We start from the raw sequence: 19086 nt of genomic DNA, 5'->3' as shown, positions 1-19086 counted from the left end.
ACTTTCGGGGTTCACTTCACGAAGTGCGCCTTTTTGACTTTTTAATCTCTTTCAACCTGAGTCGCGCTCACGGAAGAGAGGTAATTCAGCAGGGCGATATCATTTTCCACCCCGAGCTTCATCATCGCCGATTTCTTCTGGCTACTGATGGTTTTGATACTGCGGTTCAGTTTTTTAGCGATTTCCGTTACCAGGAAACCTTCTGCAAACAGGCGCAGAACTTCACTCTCTTTCGGCGACAGACGTTTGTCTCCGTAACCGCCAGCACTGATTTTTTCCAGCAGTTTCGCCACGCTTTCAGGCGTATATTTTTTGCCTTTCTGCAGGGCTGCCAGCGCTTTTGGCAGATCGGTGGGTGCACCTTGCTTCAGTACAATCCCTTCGATATCCAGATCCAATACGGCGCTCAGAATCGCTGGGTTATTGTTCATGGTCAGAACGATAATTGATAGATCCGGATAGTGACGTTTGATGTACTTAATCAGTGTGATGCCATCACCGTATTTCTCGCCAGGCATAGAGAGATCGGTAATCAGAACGTTAGCATCCAGTTTGGACAAGCTGTTAATCAGTGCTGTTGAGTCTTCAAACTCACCTACAACGTTGACCCATTCGATCTGTTCCAGAGACTTACGGATACCGAACAGAACAATCGGATGGTCATCGGCAATAATTACATTCAGGTTATTCATCTTATGGGTTACCTTGCTGCAGCAGTTGGTTGACGTATGCGTCAATTTCACTGGTGGTATTTATAATGGTTAAATCTTCACATAGTTTTATGTGATGTTCTAACTCTTCACAAAGCTGTTTACCTGGAACCAGATTTAGCATGGCGAACACGCCTTTCAGGCGATGTGCAGTCTGAGCAAGCGAGGGATAATCCTTCTCCGCTGCCTCAGTATACAGTCTCTTCACATCAGGCGGTACTGTCTCGGTAAACAGCTGAAAATAGCCTCCGCTCATTAACGGCGTGGCAGCCTCATCTTCACTACTTTCCTCCATCAAATCATGAGCCATTTGCTTTTCAATCAGTGCCAGCAGCGCGTCAAGCAGCGCATTGCTGAGATTGAAATTGACCCGGTATTGCTGATCGTTCAATGCGTGGTGACCCATTTCGTCACCGGCTAATAGCAGGGCCCAGCCATTGAGGCGGGCGGGATCGTCAGTGATCAGCACATCATGATCCTGACCGGATAAACGTTCGTCAGAGGTCAGGCAATTCGCTCCCCAGTTTTCTAACTGGCGGCAAACAATTTTGTGCACATCTTCGACGGCGATATCAACCAGCGCGGTCACGCCTTCCAGCAGTTTCTCTTCCTGCTCACCCTGCAGTTCCAGCGCGAGGGGCAGCTGAATATTATAGCGCGTGCCGATATCGGGCTTGGCGATGATCTCCAGCTGGCCACCCATCTGCTTGCACAGCTGCTTGCAGAGGAAAAATGCCATGCCAGAGGCCTGGCCGTAACGATCCTGGGTGGTTTCGCCCAGATACGGGAAATCAACATTCGCCAGCTCATCGACGCTCAGGCCGGAGCCGGTATCCACCAGTTGCAGCAGCACTGAGTTGGGTTTGTTCTCGCTGGCTTTAATCTCCAGCGTAATCTTGCCCCACTGCGTGGTGGTTAGCGCATAGTGCATCAGGGTGGTCAGGACTTTGCGCAGTGCACGGCGATCGCCAAAGCGCATCTCGTCGTTCGCCAGATGGTTGTTGACCACCAGCGCCAACCCTTTACGGCGCATCAGCGGTAGGCTTTCCAGCGCGATGTCGTCCAGCAACTCCTGCAAATTGAACACGCTGGCATCCGGCGACCAGTCATGTGCTTCCAGGCGGTTCAGCAACACAATGTCATCGACCAAACGAGACAGTCCCTGGCTTTCATCCAGCAAATCCAGCACGCTTTCATCGTCATCACGCTGGCTGAGTTGCACCAGTTGCGCCACCATGCTCTCAAGCGGACGGTTGAGGGCGTGACCGAGATTTTGCATCAACTGCTGACGCATCTGATGATTACGATCCAACACCTGCTGTGCCTTCTGCAGCTTTTTATTCACCAGCAATTCACGATCCTGATCGCGCATCATAAACAGTTGAGTATGCGGTGACAGAACGCTACGGGCGTGGCGTATCTCATACACCTCGTTGTTGATGGTGGCCTGCAGCACGCCCTGATGCTGATCGGACATATTGATGATTTTCTGCAGGTTCAGATGGGGCAACAGATGCTCGGCAATTTTGTTGCTTAACAGAGTGCGATTGGTGGCGAAGTCATACACCAGCAAACCCACCGGCAGGCTCGCAACAATCTCTTCATTCAGCATGCGCAGCGAATCTAATTCGGCGCTTTGGTTCTCATTCGGGCGCAATGATTGTTGGCGCAATAAGGTGATACCGGCAATGGACAGCAACAGCAGCACCAGATTGATCAACAGCGGCCACATCAGGTTGTGCAGAGTATCGATAGCGAGGCTGGTGAGCGGCACGCGATAGACCAGCTGTAACGACGTGCTGGGCAGTGACGCCGCAATTTCGAGATTGGGATTCGCCAGCGACACATGAGTGGTTTCGCTGGTGGAATCGTCGCCACTGGTACTGGAAGACTGCGTGGCATCCTGAATTAACTGAAAGTTTTCCAGCGGCATGCTGTGTGGGATCAAATCGTTGATCGGCAGATCAAAAGCGACCACCGTGGCGAGGTGACCAGGCTGGTTGAAGGTCGTACGCAGGGTGAAGTAGTGATCGTTCTGCCAGGCGAAATGGCGCAGCGGTGAAAAGCTTTCACGTTCGTCCAGCGCATTTGCCTGTTGCAACATCTCAGCGCGACGGCTGTCGACCAGTGTATTGATGGCGCTCTCTTTATAACGCGTTGCCATGTCTTTTAACGGCAGCGTCGAGATCATGATCAGGCTGTTGTCCTGACCATTCAGGAAATACATCGACCAGGTGGGATTCTCAGCGCCCCACAGCGTATCGAGGTAATTGGACATGCGCATCGTCATATCCAGCGTGCTGCTATCGTGCGAGCCAAAGATCAGCGCTTCCGTTTTACGGCGCGTCTTTTCCAGATAATAAACATCCGGGCGCAGGCGGGTTTCCAGCAGATTGGCATTGGGCGCAGATCCGGCCGCACTGGTGGCGAGATTTTCATAAATCTGCCAGGTCGCGAAACGCGAGGCATCGATACGTTTTTGTACTGCACGCGCTAAATCGGTCATCGCGTAACGCTTCTCAGTAATCCAGGCGTTAACGCTGTTGTGTACCATGGCACCCAGTGCCAGAAACAGCACCAGGTTGAACACCACGAAGAAGCGGGTGACGTTACCCGAGGTCAGCGGAAATTTGTAAGGCAGCATAGTGTCTCAGGATCCTGCGATTAGCGCGCCACCAGGCGAGCACTGGCGGCAACGGCCAGCAGCAGTAGGGCGATCAATAAAAATGCGCCACTCAAACTGAGCCACTGGGAAATAAATCCGATTAAAGCCGGACCTGAAAGAATACCTGCATAGCCTAATGTTGTCATGGCAGAAATCGCCAGATTCGACGGCATATCGTGTTGATTCCCAGCTGCATTAAATAGCATTGGCACGGTGTTGGCTAAGCCGAATCCCACCAGCAGGAAAGCCAGCAGTGCAACCTGTGGCCACGGCAGTAGCACCGCCAGCGTCATACCCGCTGCAGCGGCTAACGCACCCGTGACCATGACGGGATAGCGGCCAAAACGTTGAATGACTTTATCACCGGTGAGACGGCCGATTGTCATCGCCACGGAGAAGATGGCATAGCCCAATCCCGCATGTGCTACGTCCATCTCTGTGTTTTGCAGTAACAGCAGTGCGCTCCAGTCGAGCACCGCGCCTTCTGCCAAAAACAGAATGAAGCACAGTAACCCCAGGAAGGCGACCCAACCGCGTGGGATCACCAGCCAGGGTTGATCCGGCTGATGCAACCGTTCAGTCATTAACGTTGGCAGGCTGATCACCAGCAGCACCACGATTAACACCATCACCACCGCGACGGCATGCAGGGGAGAGAGACCACTGGCCAGCAACAAACTGACGCTACCGGCACCAATAATCCCGCCAAGGCTGAAGAAGCCATGGAAACCCGACATCATCGGCTTGCGTGCAGCTTTCTCCACTTCAACGGCCTGCACATTCATGGCGACATCCAGCATGCCTAACCCGGCACCGAAGATCATCAGTGCCGCAGCCATCAACCACATCACATTTAACAGAGTGAGCAGTGGCAGGATCGCCAGCACCACTAACGTGGAACATAACATCACACGACGACCGCCCACTCGGGCGATTAACGCACCGGTGATCGGCATCGCCGCCAGTGACCCCACACCGAGACACAGCAGCAGCCCACCTAAGGATGCGCCGCTCAGTGCCAGACGCTGGCTGGCAAAGGGAACCAATGGCGCCCATGCTGACATGCAAAGTCCGGCAATCAGGAAAACGATACGCGTCCCCATATTGACACGCTGATGTAAGTTGTTGTGCTGTGCGGCGTCCAGTGCTGTCATAAAAGTTATTTTTTCATTAGCTATTAAAGCGACGAAGTTTAGCATCAAAGCTGGCATCGCACCGCTGCCGGGAACCGATCGGTTCGCCTGTGATGATCGCCAGAAACAGGCATATTACCGATATTTTATCTGGCGTTGCGCTTTTCCAGAACTTTCCTGGCAGCGGCCAATCATTTCTGGAGTGACTTAACTAAAATTTCCTCTTCTGATAGTTGCAGTATACTGATGATACAAGCCGCTTCGCAGGCGGCCTCCACACTGATTTTCTGGCGCGCCCGCAAAGTTATTCTTTCCAGATTTTCGCCAGTAGGCAGCGACCAGATAAAACCGATATGTTAAGCACCATCCCGGCTAATTAAGCGGATTAAAGCGAGATCGTTTTTATTTCTCCCTCAGGGGGGACTTTTTGCTGTGCCTTAATTCACTCCTTGTTACCTGCGGGTAACCCGTTTTCATCAGGCGAAACGGGCCATTTTAATGTGGCCTACAAGGCGTGCCGGTACGCTTAAACCATTAGTGGGTTTAATCACTGGCGCGAAAGTTTTCCTGCAATGAGGTTACCCATGTCTTCATCTCAAAATGATTTACCACTGACTGCGATTCTTCAGTCAGCCGCGACGCTTTATCCGGTCGCTGACGAATCAGTCGCTTTGCAAACGCTCAGCGTCGATACCACGCCACCCGCAGCACTGCGTCCCTATGAGCCCGTCGCACAGGATGGTGTCATAGCGGCCTGGGAGGCGAACAACAACATCCATCTGCGTGGTCGAGCCGAATCAGAGCCTGGCGCAACCGTCACCTTAACCTTCAACGATCAGAGCTGGACCAGTACGGTGAATCAGTGGGGATACTGGAACGCTTCCATGCCGCCATCGGTATTAAGTGGGCTGGCCGACGGGAACTATAGCCTGACGATGACCATCACCGATAAAGCGGGTAACAGCACCGATACCCAGGTCGGTTTTGGCGTTTATGTCGATAAAAGTATCAAACCCACGTTGACGCTGAACCCAGTAAGCGAAGATAACGCGGTGAGTGTCTCCGAAGGGGTTTACGATCTGGTGATCCGCGGTACGTCTACCCATATGCCGACTGGCAGCCATGTCACGCTGACATTAGGTGACAAAACGTATCTTGGTGATGTCAGCGCGAACGGTAACTGGCGTGCCTCTATCAGTGCGGATGATTTACACGATTTCCAGGATGGCGTGTACACACTGAAGGTCAGCGCAATCGATCCAAATGGCAAAACCACCTCCACGCAGCACGATCTCACCTTAATCACGCACGCCAGTAGCTTGCCGGAGATCAGCTTCGATAGCGTCACCGATGACAACGTGATCAATAAAGAGGAAAGCCAAAGCGATCTGACGTTGAGCGGCAGCTTATCGGTGCTGGCTCCGGGACAGCAAGTGAGCGTATGCAGCGGCGATGCCGTCTATCAGGCACAGGTAGGGAGTGATGGTCATTGGCAGGTCACTATCCCCGCTGCTGAGGTCGCCAGTTTCATCGCACCAGGTGAAGTGCGTGTATATGCCAGCGATGCCGCGAATAACAGTACCGATGCCCTGCTGGAACTCCATGTGGTCACCCAGTTGCCCGATATCTATTACGAGATCGATATCGGTGGCGATACCACACTGAATTTTGCCGAAGCGCAGCACGATCTGAGTTTCTATACCGAAAATATTAATCAACTCACCATTAACGGCAAAACCTACACGCCTGTCGATGGCATGGTGACGCTCAGCGCAGCCGATTTGCAGGCGCTGCCAGACGGGGCCGTCTCTGCTATTGCCGCGCAAGCCGATCAGTATGGCAATCATGATACGCAAACCATCGACACGCTTTTCACTGTTGCAACCCATCAGTTGCCGACCCTGACGCTCAATCAACCTTTCGATGATGGTGTGATTGATGCCGCAGACGTGAATACATGGCACCTGATTCAGGGCACCAGTACGCATCTTGATCAGGGAAGTATAGTGACCGTCAGCTTAGGTGACCAAAGCTACAGCGCCACGGTGAAAGCGGATGGCAGTTGGTCATTCACTGTTCTGGCGGGCCAGTTGGCGACGCTGGATGACGGCAGTTATCAGATGAAAGCCAGCGCGCAGGATAAAGCCGGCAATGTGGCCAGTGCGAGTCAGCCTGTGGCGGTGGAAAGCCACGACAGCAACGCCAGCCTGAGCAGTGAGCAGGTGGATGCCTTGCTGGTCAATCTTAGTGAGAGTGGCGCCAGCCACAGTAGCCAGCCAAGCGATGCGGCGGTCAGTCGGACATTGGACACCCACTACAGTGCCAGCGATAGCGGATATACCCTCGCCGATCATCTGCAACAGCAGCACACCGCACAAACCATGGTGTAAGGCATTCGTCGCCCGTGGCAACAGCGGGCGCTTTCTTTATTCCTTTCAAGGAAATTCCAGGGATGAACTCACAACCGAATCTCAGCGACAATCTTATCGCTGCCATGCTGCGTGCCGCCGCGCATTTGGGTAAAACCGCTGACCACCTTAGGTTACAGCAGCAGATGCGCTGGTTTGCGCATCTGGCGCCGCTGCAACAATTAGCGCGCATGGCCGAGTTGCTTGGCCTGCACTGTACCTCTGCGACACAGCAGCAACTGCGCTGGGGACCCGACGTCACGCCCATATTATTGATGCTAAATAACGGTGGGATTGCGTTGCTGGAAGAGATCAATCACGCGGGAGAGGTGCGTTACTGGTTAAGTGAAGGCGGTAATGTCATACGCGAAGGTCAACTCAGCGAGTTACTGGCGCAGAGCCTACCGGAAGTCGGTGTCATCGGTGTGGCGGCCCGCGGGCGTGACCAACGCATCGATGAGTTTATGCAGCCCTATCAGCCGCATTGGTTCTGGCAACATTTTCGAGGCATGCAGCGGCGTATCGTCGAAATCAGCCTGGCTTCCGTGGTCGGAAATGTGCTGGCACTGGCCGGGATTCTGTTTTCAATGCAGGTCTATGACCGGGTTATCCCGGCGCAATCGCAATCCACTTTGTGGGTGCTCTTCTCGGGGGTGTTGCTGGCAGTAGGCATCGAGTATCTGATTCGCTTAATGCGTACTCAAGTGGCGGATCTCATGGGGAAGCGTATCGACTTAAGGCTTTCTTCGATGCTGTTCGCACGCGCCATGAACATCCGTAATGAGGCGCGCCCCCGATCCACTGGCGCATTTATTGCGCAACTGCGTGAAATCGATCAGGTTCGAGAACTGCTGACCTCTACCACCGTGGGGGCGGCCGCCGATCTTCCTTTTGTGCTGCTGTTTTTATTCATCATGGCGTCAATCGGCGGCTGGCTGGTGATCATTCCACTGCTGGCTATCCCGCTGATTGTGATCCCCGGTTTACTGATACAAATTCCGATGGCACGCCTGGCACAGGAAGGTCTCCGTGAGGGGGCGTTGCGTCAGGCGGTATTGGTGGAAACGTTGGAAGGTGTAGAAGATATTAAAGCGCTGCAAGCGGAACCCTATTTTCAACGTCAGTGGGAGCAAACGCACGAAGTCAGTGCCGCCGTGAGCAATCAGCAACGGCTTTGGGGAGCGCGCTTAACCGGGTGGGCGGCCAGCGTGCAACAGCTCACCTATGCCAGCATGCTGGTCTTTGGTGTCTACCTGATTTTAAACAACCAGATTACGACGGGTACGCTGGTGGCCAGTAGTTTGCTCTCTTCACGTACTCTCGCGCCACTCATGCAACTCACCATGGTGTTTTCCCGCTGGCAGCATGCTAAATCCGCCATGAAAGGGCTCGATGCACTGCTGCAAAAACCACTCGACCGCCCGGAGCACCAAAGTCTTGCGCACAGCCCCGTGTTGAGAGGCCACTTCAAGTTGCAAGATGTGCGCTATCGCTATGAAGAAGAAAGTCACCTGAGCGTCCTGAATATTGCGCAGTTGGAGATTCATCCCGGTGAGCGGGTGGCGATTCTCGGCAAAGTGGGGGCGGGAAAATCGACGCTGCTGAAAATGTTGGCCGGTCAGGCGCGAGCGACGCAGGGTAGGGTCTGGGTAGATGGTGTGGATATGGCGGGGATTGATCCCATCGATCTGCGCCGCCAACTGGGTTGGTTGTCCCAGGATGCGCGTTTGTTTTTTGGGACGCTACGTCAGAATTTGCTACTCGGTAATCCCCATGCGAGTGAACAGGAGATGCTGCAAGCGTTGCGCATCAGCGGGGCGCTGGCGATGGTGCAACAAGATGCCGCGAGTCTTGATCGGGTGATTCAGGAAGGTGGGCGCGGCTTATCGGGTGGGCAACGGCAAATGATACTGCTCAGTCGATTAATCTTGCGACAGCCTCAGGTGGTGCTGCTGGACGAACCCACCGCGGCGATGGATGAGGCGCTGGAAGCGCAGGTGATTCGTCAGTTGTCTCAGTGGATGACGGACCGCACGCTGGTGTTGGTCACCCATCGCCCAGCGCTGCTGCGGATGGTGGAGCGGATTGTGGTGATGGATAACGGACGTATTGTGGCCGATGGTGCTCGTGAGGAGATATTACGCCATGCAGTGGGCATGAAAGGCGGTGCGGCATGAATCGGGCGATGGTGAATCAAACCCTGGCTCAGCGTGAGCGTAAAACCTCCGCGATTATCTGGGTGTGTACACTCACGCTGCTGTTGTTTCTGGTGTGGGCCCACTTCGCCGTGCTTGATGAGGTCACTGTGGGCTCTGGCAAAGTGATCCCTTCAAGCCGTGCCCAGGTGATCGACAGCCTCGACGGGGGCATTATCAAACAGCTCAATGTGCATGAAGGCAGTATTGTTGAGCGTGGGCAGGTGCTGGCGACATTAGACGCAACTCGCTTTGCTTCCAGCTTCGGCGAAGCCATTGCTCGTGTGCGCATGTTGCGCGCCTCCGCGCAGCGGCTGCAAGCCGAACTGAACGATAAGCCGCTGACTTTTAGTGCGGATATCCTACAACATCCTCAGCTAGTGGCGCGTGAAACTCAGCTTTACTAGTCACGACGGCAGAATCTCACCGAAAGTCTTCGCAATCTGCAGCAGTCATTAAAGCTGGTGCAGGATGAGCTCAATATCACGCAACCGCTGGTGTTGCGCGGGGCGGCGGGCAAAGTGGACCTTATTCGTTTACGCCGTCAGGTCAGTGATTTGCAGGGCAAAATTGATGAAGTGCGCAATGACTATTATGTCCGGGCCCACGAGGAACAGGTCAAGAATGACGGTGAACTGGATGCCCAGCAACAGGTCGCAGCGGGTAAACAGGATCAGTTAGCGCGCACCGCGTTGCTTTCACCTGTGCATGGCATTGTAAAAGACATTCGCGTGACGACCGTCGGAGGTGTGTTGGAGCCAGGTAGCAAGTTGATGGAAATCGTCCCGCTGGAGGATCAATTGCTGATCGAAACCCGCATCATTCCGCGTGATATCGGCTACATTCGGCCTGGCTTGCCGGCGGTGGTCAAGGTAACGGCTTATGATGCGGCTATCTATGGTGATTTGAAAGGCGAAGTGGAAAACGTGTCACCGGATACCTTACAGGACGAGGTTAAACACGAGCAATACTATTACCGGGTGTATGTCAGAACGCAAAAAGCTGAACTCTTCAGCCCTCAAGGTCAGAAATTTGCCATCATGCCCGGTATGGTGGCTGATGTTGAGATAAAAACCGGTCAGAAAACCGTGATGGATTATCTTCTTAAGCCGCTGAATAAAGCTAAAGAATCTCTCAGAGAGCGTTAAATATACGGGCCGGATAATATTTCAGCGATCTTTGTTACTGGCGGAAATTAACATTGCCCTTTTATGGCTAAGCAATGAACAAAAAGTGCGAAAATAAACAAATAATGTGAAAATAAGTTGGTGTTAATTTAACCCGTAAAACTAACTTTACTTGGTATAAGAAGGGAAGGTGCGAATCGCAGGCAAAAAAATGCCGGACAAACATGTCCGGCGGGAATTAGGGTAAAACAACTCATTCGGGGTGAATGAAGGTAATAATGAAATAAATGATGATAGCGGGAGTAATTGTATGCGCTGAGTAGATTTAAGTTTTGTCATTCAGTGCGGCATTGCATTGTATTTAAATAATTGAAATTAAACATTAAAAAAATGGTTTATCAATGTGTGCTATATTTTTTGTTGATCTGTGCTGGTTATAAGTTCCACGATATTTACATTTAGAAATAACTATTAAATATTATGAAACACTTTTGGAAATTTAGTATCATTTTCGTGATAGATTATTGCCCCGTATAAAATAACAATGGCTTGCCGGCTGAATTTTTAATCGTTCAGTTTGCAGTGGCATAAATAAAGGCACATTAAAGAGGGTAATAAAATGAAACGTCGCGTTCTCTCCCTGATGATCCCTGCATTGCTGGTTGCAGGTTCAGCAAGCGCAGCTGAAATTTACAACAAAGATGGCAACAAATTAGACCTCTACGGTAAAGTCGATGGTCTGCACTATTTCTCCGACAACTCAGGTTCTGACGGTGATCAGTCTTACCTGCGTTTCGGCTTCAAAGGTGAAACTCAGGTCACAGACCAACTGACCGGTTATGGCCAGTGGGAATACCAGGCTGCACTGAACACCTCTGAAAACGAAGGCACCGCCAACAGCTTTACGCGTGTCGGTTTTGCCGGTGTGAAATTCGGTGATGCCGGTTCATTCGATTACGGTCGTAACTATGGCGTGATCTATGATGTTTCTGGCTGGACTGACGTATTGCCAGAGTTCGGTGGCGATACCTACGGCGCGGACAACTACCTGTTCCAGCGCGGTAACGGCATGGCTACCTACCGCAACACCAATTTCTTTGGCCTGGTGGATGGCTGGAACTTTGCGGTCCAGTATCAGGGCAAAAACGATAACCCAACTGAATCCTCTAGCGGCCGTGATGTGCTGGGTGAGAACGGTGATGGTTACGGCCTGAGCACCACTTATGACATCGGTTCCGGTTTCGGCATTGGTGCAGCGATGTTCCAGTCTGACCGTACTAATAATCAGAACACCGGCGCTATCCTTGGTCGTGGTGACAAAGCTTCTGCTTACACTGGCGGCCTGAAATATGACGCCAACAACGTGTATCTGGCCGCGATGTACACCCGTTCGTACAACGCGACGCGCTTTGGTTCAAGCGATGCGACCTCTTATGGTTTCGCAGATACAGCGGATAACTGGGAATTGGTGGCACAGTACCAGTTCGACTTCGGTCTGCGTCCTTCCCTGGCGTTCGTCTCTTCTCGTGGCAACGTGCAGAACTACGGCGATCAGAACCTGAAAAAATATGTTGATGTGGGTGCGACTTACTACTTCAACAAAAACATGTCGACCTATGTTGATTACCAGATCAACCTGCTGGACGACAACAACTTCACCAATGCATCCGGCATCAACACCGACGACATTGTGGCACTGGGTCTGGTTTACCAGTTCTAAGTTGCAGCCTGGTAGGGCGTACCACTGTTCGCCCTTCGGCGGCCTTCGGGCCGCCGCTACTGCAGCAATGACGTTAGCGCACTTCGTAATACCTGCACGATCTCCTCTGCCTCTTCCCCAATCTGTACCTGCACAATAGCCCCATCGACCAACAGCACAATCGGTGCGGTTTTGTCCTGAATTTCGGTTGGCAATTTATCAGCGATGGCCTGGGCCATTTCCTGTTTATGCTGGCGAATCAGCAGGCTGGCTTCCGGCAAGGTATTGCCCAATTCTGCTGCCGTATTGATAAATGCACAGCCGCGATAGTCGTCATCGTTAAACCAGCTCAGCAGCGCGGCGGGCAGGGCATCGACCAGATCCTCGTGTTGCGCCAACGCGCTGCGAAAGGCGCTCATCCAGCGCTGATGGCGCGTTTGCAAAAAAGCCAGAATGAGCGCGTTTTTCGCCGGAAAATGGCGATAGAAGGTCACTTTCGTGACGCCAGCCGCAGCGATGATCTTGTCTATGCCTGTGGCACGAATGCCTTGTTGGTAGAACAGTTGCTGTGCGCTGAGCAGGATGCGATCGCGCGCGGCGGCACTTGCGTCAAAAACCAGAGGTTCCAGCATCAATACATTCCTGAAATTTGGTGTAGACAGAATTGTCTACATACGGCAGGATGAATCAAGTAGACAGATCTGTCTACATACTCAGGAGAGAAAATATGCTGGTTCCCCCGTTTAATCACCAGACGGCTTTAGAAAAAGTGCGCATGGCGGAAGATGCCTGGAACAGCTGCGATCCACAGCGGGTATCTCAGGTTTACAGTGAAGAGACGCGCTGGCGTAATCGTAGTGAATTCGTCAATGGGCGCGCTGACGTCGTGGCATTTTTACAGCGCAAGTGGGCAAAAGAGTTGAGCTATCGTCTGATCAAAGAACTTTGGGCGTGGCACGAAGATAAGCTCGCTGTTCGATTTGCTTATGAATGGCAGGATGATAGCGGCAACTGGTTTCGCAGCTACGGCAACGAAAACTGGCACTTTGGGGCAGATGGGTTGATGATTCAACGCTTTGCCTGTATCAATGATTTACCGATAACGGCGCAGCAGCGTCTGTTTCACTGGCCGGCAGGAAGACGCCCGGATGACCATCCGGGCCTGAGCGAGCTGGGTTTGTAACGTTACGAAATTGTGCGCCATTTTTTGGCTTTTGGCGCAGGTGGCGCCGACGTATTCTGCGTCGGTACGCCGCCTTCCATCGCGACGCCTGCCAGCGTAAACGCTGAGAAGCGCAACCAGTGTTGCCAGGTTTGTTGTGTTTTTGTCTTGTCCATTTTGCACCTCGCTGATATTCAACTCAGTCTCAACGGTGCAGAATTCATGCCAGGTCACCGCTCTCAGCGCCACGCGGCCTCAATCTAATTTGCTACACTCCGGCAGCGCTGAAGCGGTGCATATCATGATTCCATGGTGCAAAAATTTAACGTTTGCGCGAGGGGTAATGCTGAATCAGTCGATGGCGGTAGTGCTGCCAGCAGCGGAAAGTCCCGAAGATGAACAGAACGGCGGATACAGCGAGAATCATAAAAATCATCAGTCGCTCCTGTGCGGTTAGGGGCTTGAAGGCTTAATCCTCTGCCAGTCTGGTATGAACATCAAGCAGCTTTAGCCTGTTTTACAAGCGATTTATGCTTTGAAACAGGATGAATTAATGGGTTACAGATGAGGAAGTGATGAGTATTAAGAATATTCTGCTAATTGGTGCGCTGGCCGGTGCGTTAACCGGTTGCGATCAGCAAGCATCCCGCAGCGCACTGGTATTAGAGGGGAAAATCATGGGCACCCAGTGGCGCGTCAGTCTGGCGGGCGTGGATCCTCAGCGCCAGGCCGCTTTGCAGCAGGCTATTCAGCAGCAGCTTGATCGCGATGATCATGAGCTCTCTACCTGGAAAAAGGATTCGGTGCTGTCGCGCTTCAATCAATATCAAGGTAATCAGCCACAGCCGGTGAGCGCGGATATGGCCGATATCGTGGTTGAAGCCTTGCGCATCGGCAATAAAACCGGGGGCGCGATGGATATCACCGTCGGCCCGCTGGTCAATTTGTGGGGGTTCGGACCCACGAAACAGCCTGTGCACACCCCGAGCCAGGCGCAAATTGATGCAGCGAAAGCGCAAACTGGCTTACAACATTTGCATGTGATCCTGAGTGTGGATGGACAGTGGTTGCAGAAAGATCTGCCCGCGCTGGATGTCGATCTTTCGACTATGGGGGAGGGATACGCCACCGATCATCTGGCACGACTGATGGAGCAGCAGGGTATTACCGACTATCTGGTGTCGGTGGGGGGCGCAGTGCTAACCCGTGGGCAGAATGCCAACAATCAACCCTGGCGTGTGGCAATCCAGAAACCCACCGATCGTGAAAACGCCGTCGAAGCGCGCGTTGATCTGCAAGGTCACGGTATCAGCACCTCAGGCAGCTATCGCAACTATTATGAACTGGATGGCAAACGCATTTCACATGTGATCGATCCCGCGACCGGACGGCCCATCGAACATAAACTGGTGTCGGCCACCGTGATTGCTACCACGGCGCTGGAAGCCGATGGCTGGGACACCGGGCTGATGGTGCTGGGCAGCGAGCGGGCACAAGCGTTGGCACTCAAGGAGCATTTGGCGGTTTATCTGATCAGCAAGCAGGGGGACGGCTTTACGCACTGGATGTCGCCCCAGTTCAAATCCTTCCTGATCGATCAGGAAAGCAAATAACGGCAGGAGGCGCAGATGCTGGATCTGTTTAGTGACGAAGCACCATGGCAGGAACCGTTAGCGGAAGGCGCGGTGATTTTACGGCGCCGTGCACGCGATGATGCGGATGCATTGCTGGCGGCGATACAAGATATTGCCGGGCAGAATCCATTTGCTCACCGCATCACACCAGGTGGACATCGCATGTCGGTGGCGATGACCAACTGTGGCGATTTAGGCTGGTCAACGGATTCGCGCGGCTACCAATACACGGAGCAGGATAACGCCAGTGGGCACAAATGGCCGCCGATGCCTGCGCTGTTCCGCACGCTGGCGCAACAAACCGCACAGGAAGCGGGTTTTTCCGGCTTTAACCCGGATGCCTGCTTAATCAACCGCTATGAACCCGGAGCCAAACTCACCTTGCATCAGGATAAGGACGAGAAGGATTTGCGTCAGCCGATTGTTTCAGTGTCATTAGGCCTGCCTGCGGTGTTCCAGTTTGGTGGTTTTGAGCGCAGTGATGCCACGCAACGGGTGCTGCTGGAGCACGGTGATATCGTGGTGTGGGGCGGCCCCTCACGCCTGCGTTATCACGGCATTCTGCCGCTCAAACCCGGTATTCACCCGGCAGCGGGCGCCTTTCGCTTTAACCTCACTTTCCGCCGCGCCCATTAACGGCGCAGTGAATGAGAATTAATCTTGCTATCATCCGGAGCACCATTAAACTGCAGGCTGCTTGGTCGACCTCCGGAATCTGTTAATGGCATTGCTGCATGTGGTTTATCGCCAGTATCGCTGGCCTTTTATTGGCGTCATTCTGCTGACGCTGTTAAGCGCCGCGCTCGGCATCGGCTTAATCGCCTATATCAATAACGAGCTGATCGTCGCGGTGAATACCTCGATTTCTGTGCTGCCGAGTTTTCTGGGGCAGCTGTTTCTGCTGATGGCCGTGACGCTGGGTTCGCAACTGGCATTAACTCAGCTTGGCCATCACTTTGTCTGGCGCCTGCGCGGCGAGTTCATCAAGCGTATTCTGGATACGCGCGTCGAGCGCATTGAGCAGATAGGTAACGCGCAACTGCTGGCGGGACTCACCAGTGATGTGCGTGCGATCACCATCGCCTTTGTCCGCCTGCCGGAGCTGATTCAGGGCATCATTATTACCCTGGGTTCCGCGCTCTATCTGGCGTGGCTGTCACCTAAAATGTTGCTGCTGACCTCGCTGTGGTTAGTCATCACCCTGGTGGGCGGCTGGTTGCTGGTATCACGTGTGTATCAACACATGGCGAAACTGCGTGAAATCGAAGACGACCTTTACCGTGATTTCCAGACCATCATTGAAGGGCGTAAAGAGCTACAGCTTAACCGCGAGCGTGCTCAACTGATTTACGACACCGTGTATCAGGAAAACGCCAAAAGCTATCGTCATCATATCGTTCGTGCCGACACCTTCCACCTCAGCGCGGTTAACTGGTCAAATATCATGATGCTGGGTGCAATTGGCATTGTGTTCTTTATGGCCAATGGGCTGGGTTGGGCGAACACGGCGGTGGCCGCGACTTACTCACTGACGCTGTTGTTCCTGCGTACGCCGTTGCTGGCTGCGGTGGGTGCCTTGCCGACCTTACTGAGCGCTCAGGTCGCCTTCCGTAAAATCAACACCTTCGATCTCGCGCCTTACGATGCACAGTTCAAAGCGCTGCCACAGGTGAGTGACTGGCAAACACTGGAACTGCGCGATGTCTGCTTCCATTATGGCGATCACGGTTTCCAGGTTGGCCCGATTAATCTGACGCTGCATCGTGGTGAGTTAGTGTTCCTGATTGGTGGCAACGGCAGCGGTAAATCCACGTTGGCGATGCTGCTCACGGGCCTGTACCAACCACAATCAGGCAGTTTGCTGTTGGATGGCAAAGTGGTTGACTGGCATAACCTCGATGCTTACCGCAAACACTTCTCAGCGGTGTTTACCGATGTGCATTTGTTTGATCGCCTGATCAGTCACGGCGGCCAGCCAGCGAATCCTGGACTGGTGCAGCAGTGGCTGGAACGCCTGAAGATGCAGGACAAACTGAAGCTGCAAGGCAATAAGGTGCTGAATCTGCAACTCTCTAAAGGGCAAAGTAAGCGACTGGCACTGCTTCTGGCGGCGGTGGAGGAACGCGACATCCTGCTGCTGGACGAGTGGGCTGCGGATCAGGACCCGCATTTCCGTCGTATCTTTTACCGTGAATTGCTGCCCTGGCTACAGGCATCGGGCAAAACAATATTCGCCATCAGCCATGATGATCACTACTTCATCCATGCTGACCGCTTGCTGGAGATGCGCGAAGGCCAGTTGAGTGAACTGACGGGCAATGAACGTGACATGGCCACGCTGGATGCGGTAAAGCGCACTGACACGGGTCATTAACGTCAACTGGGATAGCTTAGCAAAAACCCTTATTGGGCAAGGTGTTGTCAGGCAGGTAAGGTAAGTTTCAACAGAGATTCCTCGTCTCTGTCTCCCTGGAACACTTCTGTCGTCTTGTGTTGTCACCGGCTTAGATTGATTCTGAGCCGGTTTTTTTATGGGTTGCTCAGTGGATGAGCGATCAGTGTGATAACGCGGTCGCCACGTTGCCAGAAATGCGCCTGCAGCCGTGTGTTGGCGTTAAACTCGCGTGAAAAATCCTGCGTCAAAGTGACCGTGGCGCGGCCTTGCGCCAAATCCCACTCCAGCAACTCCGCTTGCAGAAAATCCATCGGCTGATGCAACTGTGGCCACAACGCTTTATAGACACTCTCTTTCAGCGAAAACAGCAGAGTGGCCGCTGCTGCAAACGGCAGTGCAGCGGCGGCTAACCGTTGACGCTCTGCATGGCTCATCAGCATCTCCGCCGTTTCCTCTGCGGTCTGTTCTGCCATCACTTGCTCGACATCAACGCCGATACAGAGGGGCGCCTGCGTTGCCGCGATGACGGCCATTTGCTGCGAATGCGAGAGTGAGGCCTGAATCCCCACTGGCCATACCGGCGAGCGATCGGGCGCATTTCGCAGGATAAAGTCAGGCATCGCGAAGCGTGCCAGCATCTGCTGCGCCAGCCAGCGACTGGCTAAATGCTCAGCTTTACGCTTGGTGACGGCACTGTGTAGCGCCAGTGGTAGCGGGAGTTGCCAGTGTTGATGCAGATCGCTGTGCCAGGCCTGCTGATTAAATTCACACCACGCAATAGGGAGTGGAGAGCTTGTCATAGCCGCAGCGGTAATAAACGGGGAGGGGGGCAGTGCCAGGGGAATTTCAGAAGCAAACATTAAGCATCACGGCTGACGGTTAAAACGCTATTTTTACCCGTCAGCCGTGAAAAGAGCAAGCCAAAGCGGCTCACCCACGTTTAGTGATTAGGCGGAATCGACATGCCTTTGATCTGTACCACAAAGTGCTCGTTGCCTTTGGTTATACGTGCACCGCGGTCACACCACCGCGAAGCCAGGCGGAAAAAATCGTCGCTGCCGATATCGTAAGCCAGTTCAACTTTACTGATACCTGAATGCAGGAGTTCTTCCGCGTCCTGCAGGTTTTTAGCTTTGATGACCATAATAAGTGTCCATCGAAAAACAGGAAGGATAAGAGTAATTAAACTGTATGACAGTTTTGTTTCAATCAGATGAAATGCTGTCATATTTGACGAAAAATGTGATCCCGCTCCGCTTTGATTGCTTCCGGTAACTGACTGATTATTTGCCAGAAGCATTCCCACTCCGGCCGTTTTACGATAATACTGAATGGGTTAACCAAGGAGGTTGTCATGGAAATACCCCGTCTGGAAACGCCCCGTTTACTGCTGCAACCGCTGCGAAGCGAAGATGCGATTCAGGTACAGCAGGTTTTCCCGCGCTGGGAGATCGTGCGGCATCTGATAGGTTCTGTGCCCTGGCCTTATCCCGCTGATGGTGCCCGTCAATATATTGAGGGCATGGCGCTGCCCGCAATGAAAGCAGGGCAGGCGTGGCATTGGAGCCTTCGCCATCGATCTGATCCCAACAGTCTGATTGGTTTAATCTCACTACGTCTGGGGGCGGAAGATAACCGGGGATTCTGGCTGGTGCCTGAATGGCAGAAGCAGGGATTGATGAGTGAAGCCTGCGCAGCAGTCACCGAATTCTGGTTTATCCATCTCGACCAGAGGTGTCTGCGTGTGCCCAAGGCGATGGATAATCTGGCTTCTCGTCGCATCTCGGAACGCACCGGCATGCGGTTAGTGGATACCTATCGCAAAACTTTTGTTGAGGGCGAGTTACCGGCGGGCACTTGGGAGCTGACGCGTGACGAGTGGCTGGCGCAGCGTAATAAAGGATAGCGGCCTTCAGAAAGCAAAAAAGCAGCCTTAAGGGCTAATGCCGATCAGTTAA

15 protein-coding genes and 1 pseudogene are annotated in these 19086 nt (G+C 53.1%); 9 read left to right on the top strand and 7 right to left on the bottom strand.

Going from position 1 to position 19086, the window contains the following annotated elements:
• Window positions 1-41 precede the first annotated feature (41 nt).
• The 3 genes from rcsB to VH86_RS20585 are packed head-to-tail and all read right to left on the bottom strand — an operon-like array spanning window position 42 to window position 4529.
• Window positions 42-692 (bottom strand): response regulator transcription factor RcsB, encoded by a 651-nt coding sequence (gene rcsB, locus VH86_RS20595; RefSeq protein WP_034825012.1) that lies wholly within the window; start codon window positions 690-692, stop codon window positions 42-44.
• 1 nt (window position 693) lies between these two features.
• Window positions 694-3351 (bottom strand): phosphotransferase RcsD, encoded by a 2658-nt coding sequence (gene rcsD, locus VH86_RS20590; RefSeq protein ID WP_045813693.1) that lies wholly within the window; start codon window positions 3349-3351, stop codon window positions 694-696.
• 23 nt (window positions 3352-3374) lie between these two features.
• The gene (locus VH86_RS20585; RefSeq protein WP_045833954.1) at window positions 3375-4529 is read right to left on the bottom strand and encodes an MFS transporter; all 1155 of its coding nucleotides are present in this window, start codon (window positions 4527-4529) and stop codon (window positions 3375-3377) included.
• Window positions 4530-5092: 563 nt separating this feature from the next.
• On the opposite strand from VH86_RS20585, the gene VH86_RS20580 reads away from it, so the two are divergent.
• From VH86_RS20580 to ompC, 4 genes and pseudogenes are all read left to right on the top strand, one after another.
• Window positions 5093-6898 (top strand): Ig-like domain-containing protein, encoded by a 1806-nt coding sequence (locus VH86_RS20580; protein ID WP_045833953.1) that lies wholly within the window; start codon window positions 5093-5095, stop codon window positions 6896-6898.
• Window positions 6899-6960: 62 nt separating this feature from the next.
• Complete coding sequence (locus VH86_RS20575; protein WP_045833952.1) at window positions 6961-9093, top strand: type I secretion system permease/ATPase; 2133 nt, start codon at window positions 6961-6963, stop codon at window positions 9091-9093.
• Window positions 9090-10259: pseudogene (locus VH86_RS20570) on the top strand (HlyD family efflux transporter periplasmic adaptor subunit). The gene VH86_RS20575 and the pseudogene VH86_RS20570 overlap by 4 nt, the downstream one beginning before the upstream one ends.
• 598 nt (window positions 10260-10857) lie before the next feature.
• Window positions 10858-11958 (top strand): porin OmpC, encoded by a 1101-nt coding sequence (ompC, locus tag VH86_RS20565; protein WP_045833951.1) that lies wholly within the window; start codon window positions 10858-10860, stop codon window positions 11956-11958.
• 56 nt (window positions 11959-12014) lie between these two features.
• Here ompC and VH86_RS20560 read toward each other — a convergent pair whose 3' ends face one another.
• Window positions 12015-12569 carry a TetR/AcrR family transcriptional regulator gene (locus tag VH86_RS20560; protein ID WP_045833950.1) on the bottom strand — a complete coding sequence of 185 codons (555 nt, stop codon included), beginning with the start codon at window positions 12567-12569 and terminating at the stop codon, window positions 12015-12017.
• A 95-nt stretch (window positions 12570-12664) separates the two neighbouring features.
• On the opposite strand from VH86_RS20560, the gene VH86_RS20555 reads away from it, so the two are divergent.
• Entirely contained in the window at window positions 12665-13120 is a 456-nt protein-coding gene (locus VH86_RS20555; RefSeq protein WP_197080237.1) for a nuclear transport factor 2 family protein, read from the top strand.
• A gap of 2 nt (window positions 13121-13122) precedes the next feature.
• Here the strand turns inward: VH86_RS20555 and VH86_RS25945 are convergent, their stop codons facing one another.
• On the bottom strand, window positions 13123-13275 hold the full coding sequence (locus VH86_RS25945) for a hypothetical protein (protein ID WP_197080236.1): 153 nt from the start codon (window positions 13273-13275) through the stop codon (window positions 13123-13125).
• Window positions 13276-13674: 399 nt separating this feature from the next.
• Between VH86_RS25945 and apbE the strand changes: the two genes are divergently transcribed.
• The 3 genes from apbE (at window position 13675) to VH86_RS20540 (ending at window position 17107) form a co-directional block, all read left to right on the top strand.
• On the top strand, window positions 13675-14712 hold the full coding sequence (gene apbE / locus VH86_RS20550) for an FAD:protein FMN transferase ApbE (protein WP_156150606.1): 1038 nt from the start codon (window positions 13675-13677) through the stop codon (window positions 14710-14712).
• Window positions 14713-14727: 15 nt separating this feature from the next.
• Complete coding sequence (gene alkB / locus VH86_RS20545) at window positions 14728-15369, top strand: DNA oxidative demethylase AlkB (RefSeq protein ID WP_045813626.1); 642 nt, start codon at window positions 14728-14730, stop codon at window positions 15367-15369.
• An 85-nt stretch (window positions 15370-15454) separates the two neighbouring features.
• Complete coding sequence (locus tag VH86_RS20540) at window positions 15455-17107, top strand: multidrug ABC transporter permease/ATP-binding protein (protein ID WP_045833947.1); 1653 nt, start codon at window positions 15455-15457, stop codon at window positions 17105-17107.
• Between the two features lie 155 nt (window positions 17108-17262).
• Here the strand turns inward: VH86_RS20540 and VH86_RS20535 are convergent, their stop codons facing one another.
• Together VH86_RS20535 and VH86_RS20530 are read right to left on the bottom strand one after the other, a co-directional pair.
• Window positions 17263-17928, bottom strand: coding sequence for a 4'-phosphopantetheinyl transferase (locus VH86_RS20535; RefSeq protein WP_231647324.1), 666 nt, complete (start codon window positions 17926-17928; stop codon window positions 17263-17265).
• A 140-nt stretch (window positions 17929-18068) separates the two neighbouring features.
• Window positions 18069-18272 (bottom strand): hypothetical protein, encoded by a 204-nt coding sequence (locus VH86_RS20530; RefSeq protein ID WP_034824993.1) that lies wholly within the window; start codon window positions 18270-18272, stop codon window positions 18069-18071.
• 210 nt (window positions 18273-18482) lie between these two features.
• On the opposite strand from VH86_RS20530, the gene VH86_RS20525 reads away from it, so the two are divergent.
• Window positions 18483-19034, top strand: coding sequence for a GNAT family N-acetyltransferase (locus VH86_RS20525; RefSeq protein WP_045833945.1), 552 nt, complete (start codon window positions 18483-18485; stop codon window positions 19032-19034).
• The last annotated feature ends 52 nt before the right edge of the window (window positions 19035-19086 follow it).

This window comes from Pantoea sp. BL1, from assembly GCF_000963985.1.
Classification (GTDB): domain Bacteria; phylum Pseudomonadota; class Gammaproteobacteria; order Enterobacterales; family Enterobacteriaceae; genus Pantoea; species Pantoea rwandensis_B.
Note: the sequence above shows the minus strand (reverse complement) of the source record. Positions and strands in the feature narration are given on the sequence as shown.

Coding starts and splice junctions, on each gene's coding strand:
- rcsB (WP_034825012.1), bottom strand. CDS start 692: ATGAATAACCTGAATGTAATTATTGCCGATGACCATCCGATTGTTCTG.
- VH86_RS20585 (WP_045833954.1), bottom strand. CDS start 4,529: ATGACAGCACTGGACGCCGCACAGCACAACAACTTACATCAGCGTGTC.
- VH86_RS20580 (WP_045833953.1), top strand. CDS start 5,093: ATGTCTTCATCTCAAAATGATTTACCACTGACTGCGATTCTTCAGTCA.
- VH86_RS20575 (WP_045833952.1), top strand. CDS start 6,961: ATGAACTCACAACCGAATCTCAGCGACAATCTTATCGCTGCCATGCTG.
- ompC (WP_045833951.1), top strand. CDS start 10,858: ATGAAACGTCGCGTTCTCTCCCTGATGATCCCTGCATTGCTGGTTGCA.
- VH86_RS20560 (WP_045833950.1), bottom strand. CDS start 12,569: ATGCTGGAACCTCTGGTTTTTGACGCAAGTGCCGCCGCGCGCGATCGC.
- VH86_RS20555 (WP_197080237.1), top strand. CDS start 12,665: ATGCTGGTTCCCCCGTTTAATCACCAGACGGCTTTAGAAAAAGTGCGC.
- VH86_RS25945 (WP_197080236.1), bottom strand. CDS start 13,275: ATGGACAAGACAAAAACACAACAAACCTGGCAACACTGGTTGCGCTTC.
- apbE (WP_156150606.1), top strand. CDS start 13,675: ATGAGTATTAAGAATATTCTGCTAATTGGTGCGCTGGCCGGTGCGTTA.
- alkB (WP_045813626.1), top strand. CDS start 14,728: ATGCTGGATCTGTTTAGTGACGAAGCACCATGGCAGGAACCGTTAGCG.
- VH86_RS20540 (WP_045833947.1), top strand. CDS start 15,455: ATGGCATTGCTGCATGTGGTTTATCGCCAGTATCGCTGGCCTTTTATT.
- VH86_RS20535 (WP_231647324.1), bottom strand. CDS start 17,928: ATGACAAGCTCTCCACTCCCTATTGCGTGGTGTGAATTTAATCAGCAG.
- VH86_RS20530 (WP_034824993.1), bottom strand. CDS start 18,272: ATGGTCATCAAAGCTAAAAACCTGCAGGACGCGGAAGAACTCCTGCAT.
- VH86_RS20525 (WP_045833945.1), top strand. CDS start 18,483: ATGGAAATACCCCGTCTGGAAACGCCCCGTTTACTGCTGCAACCGCTG.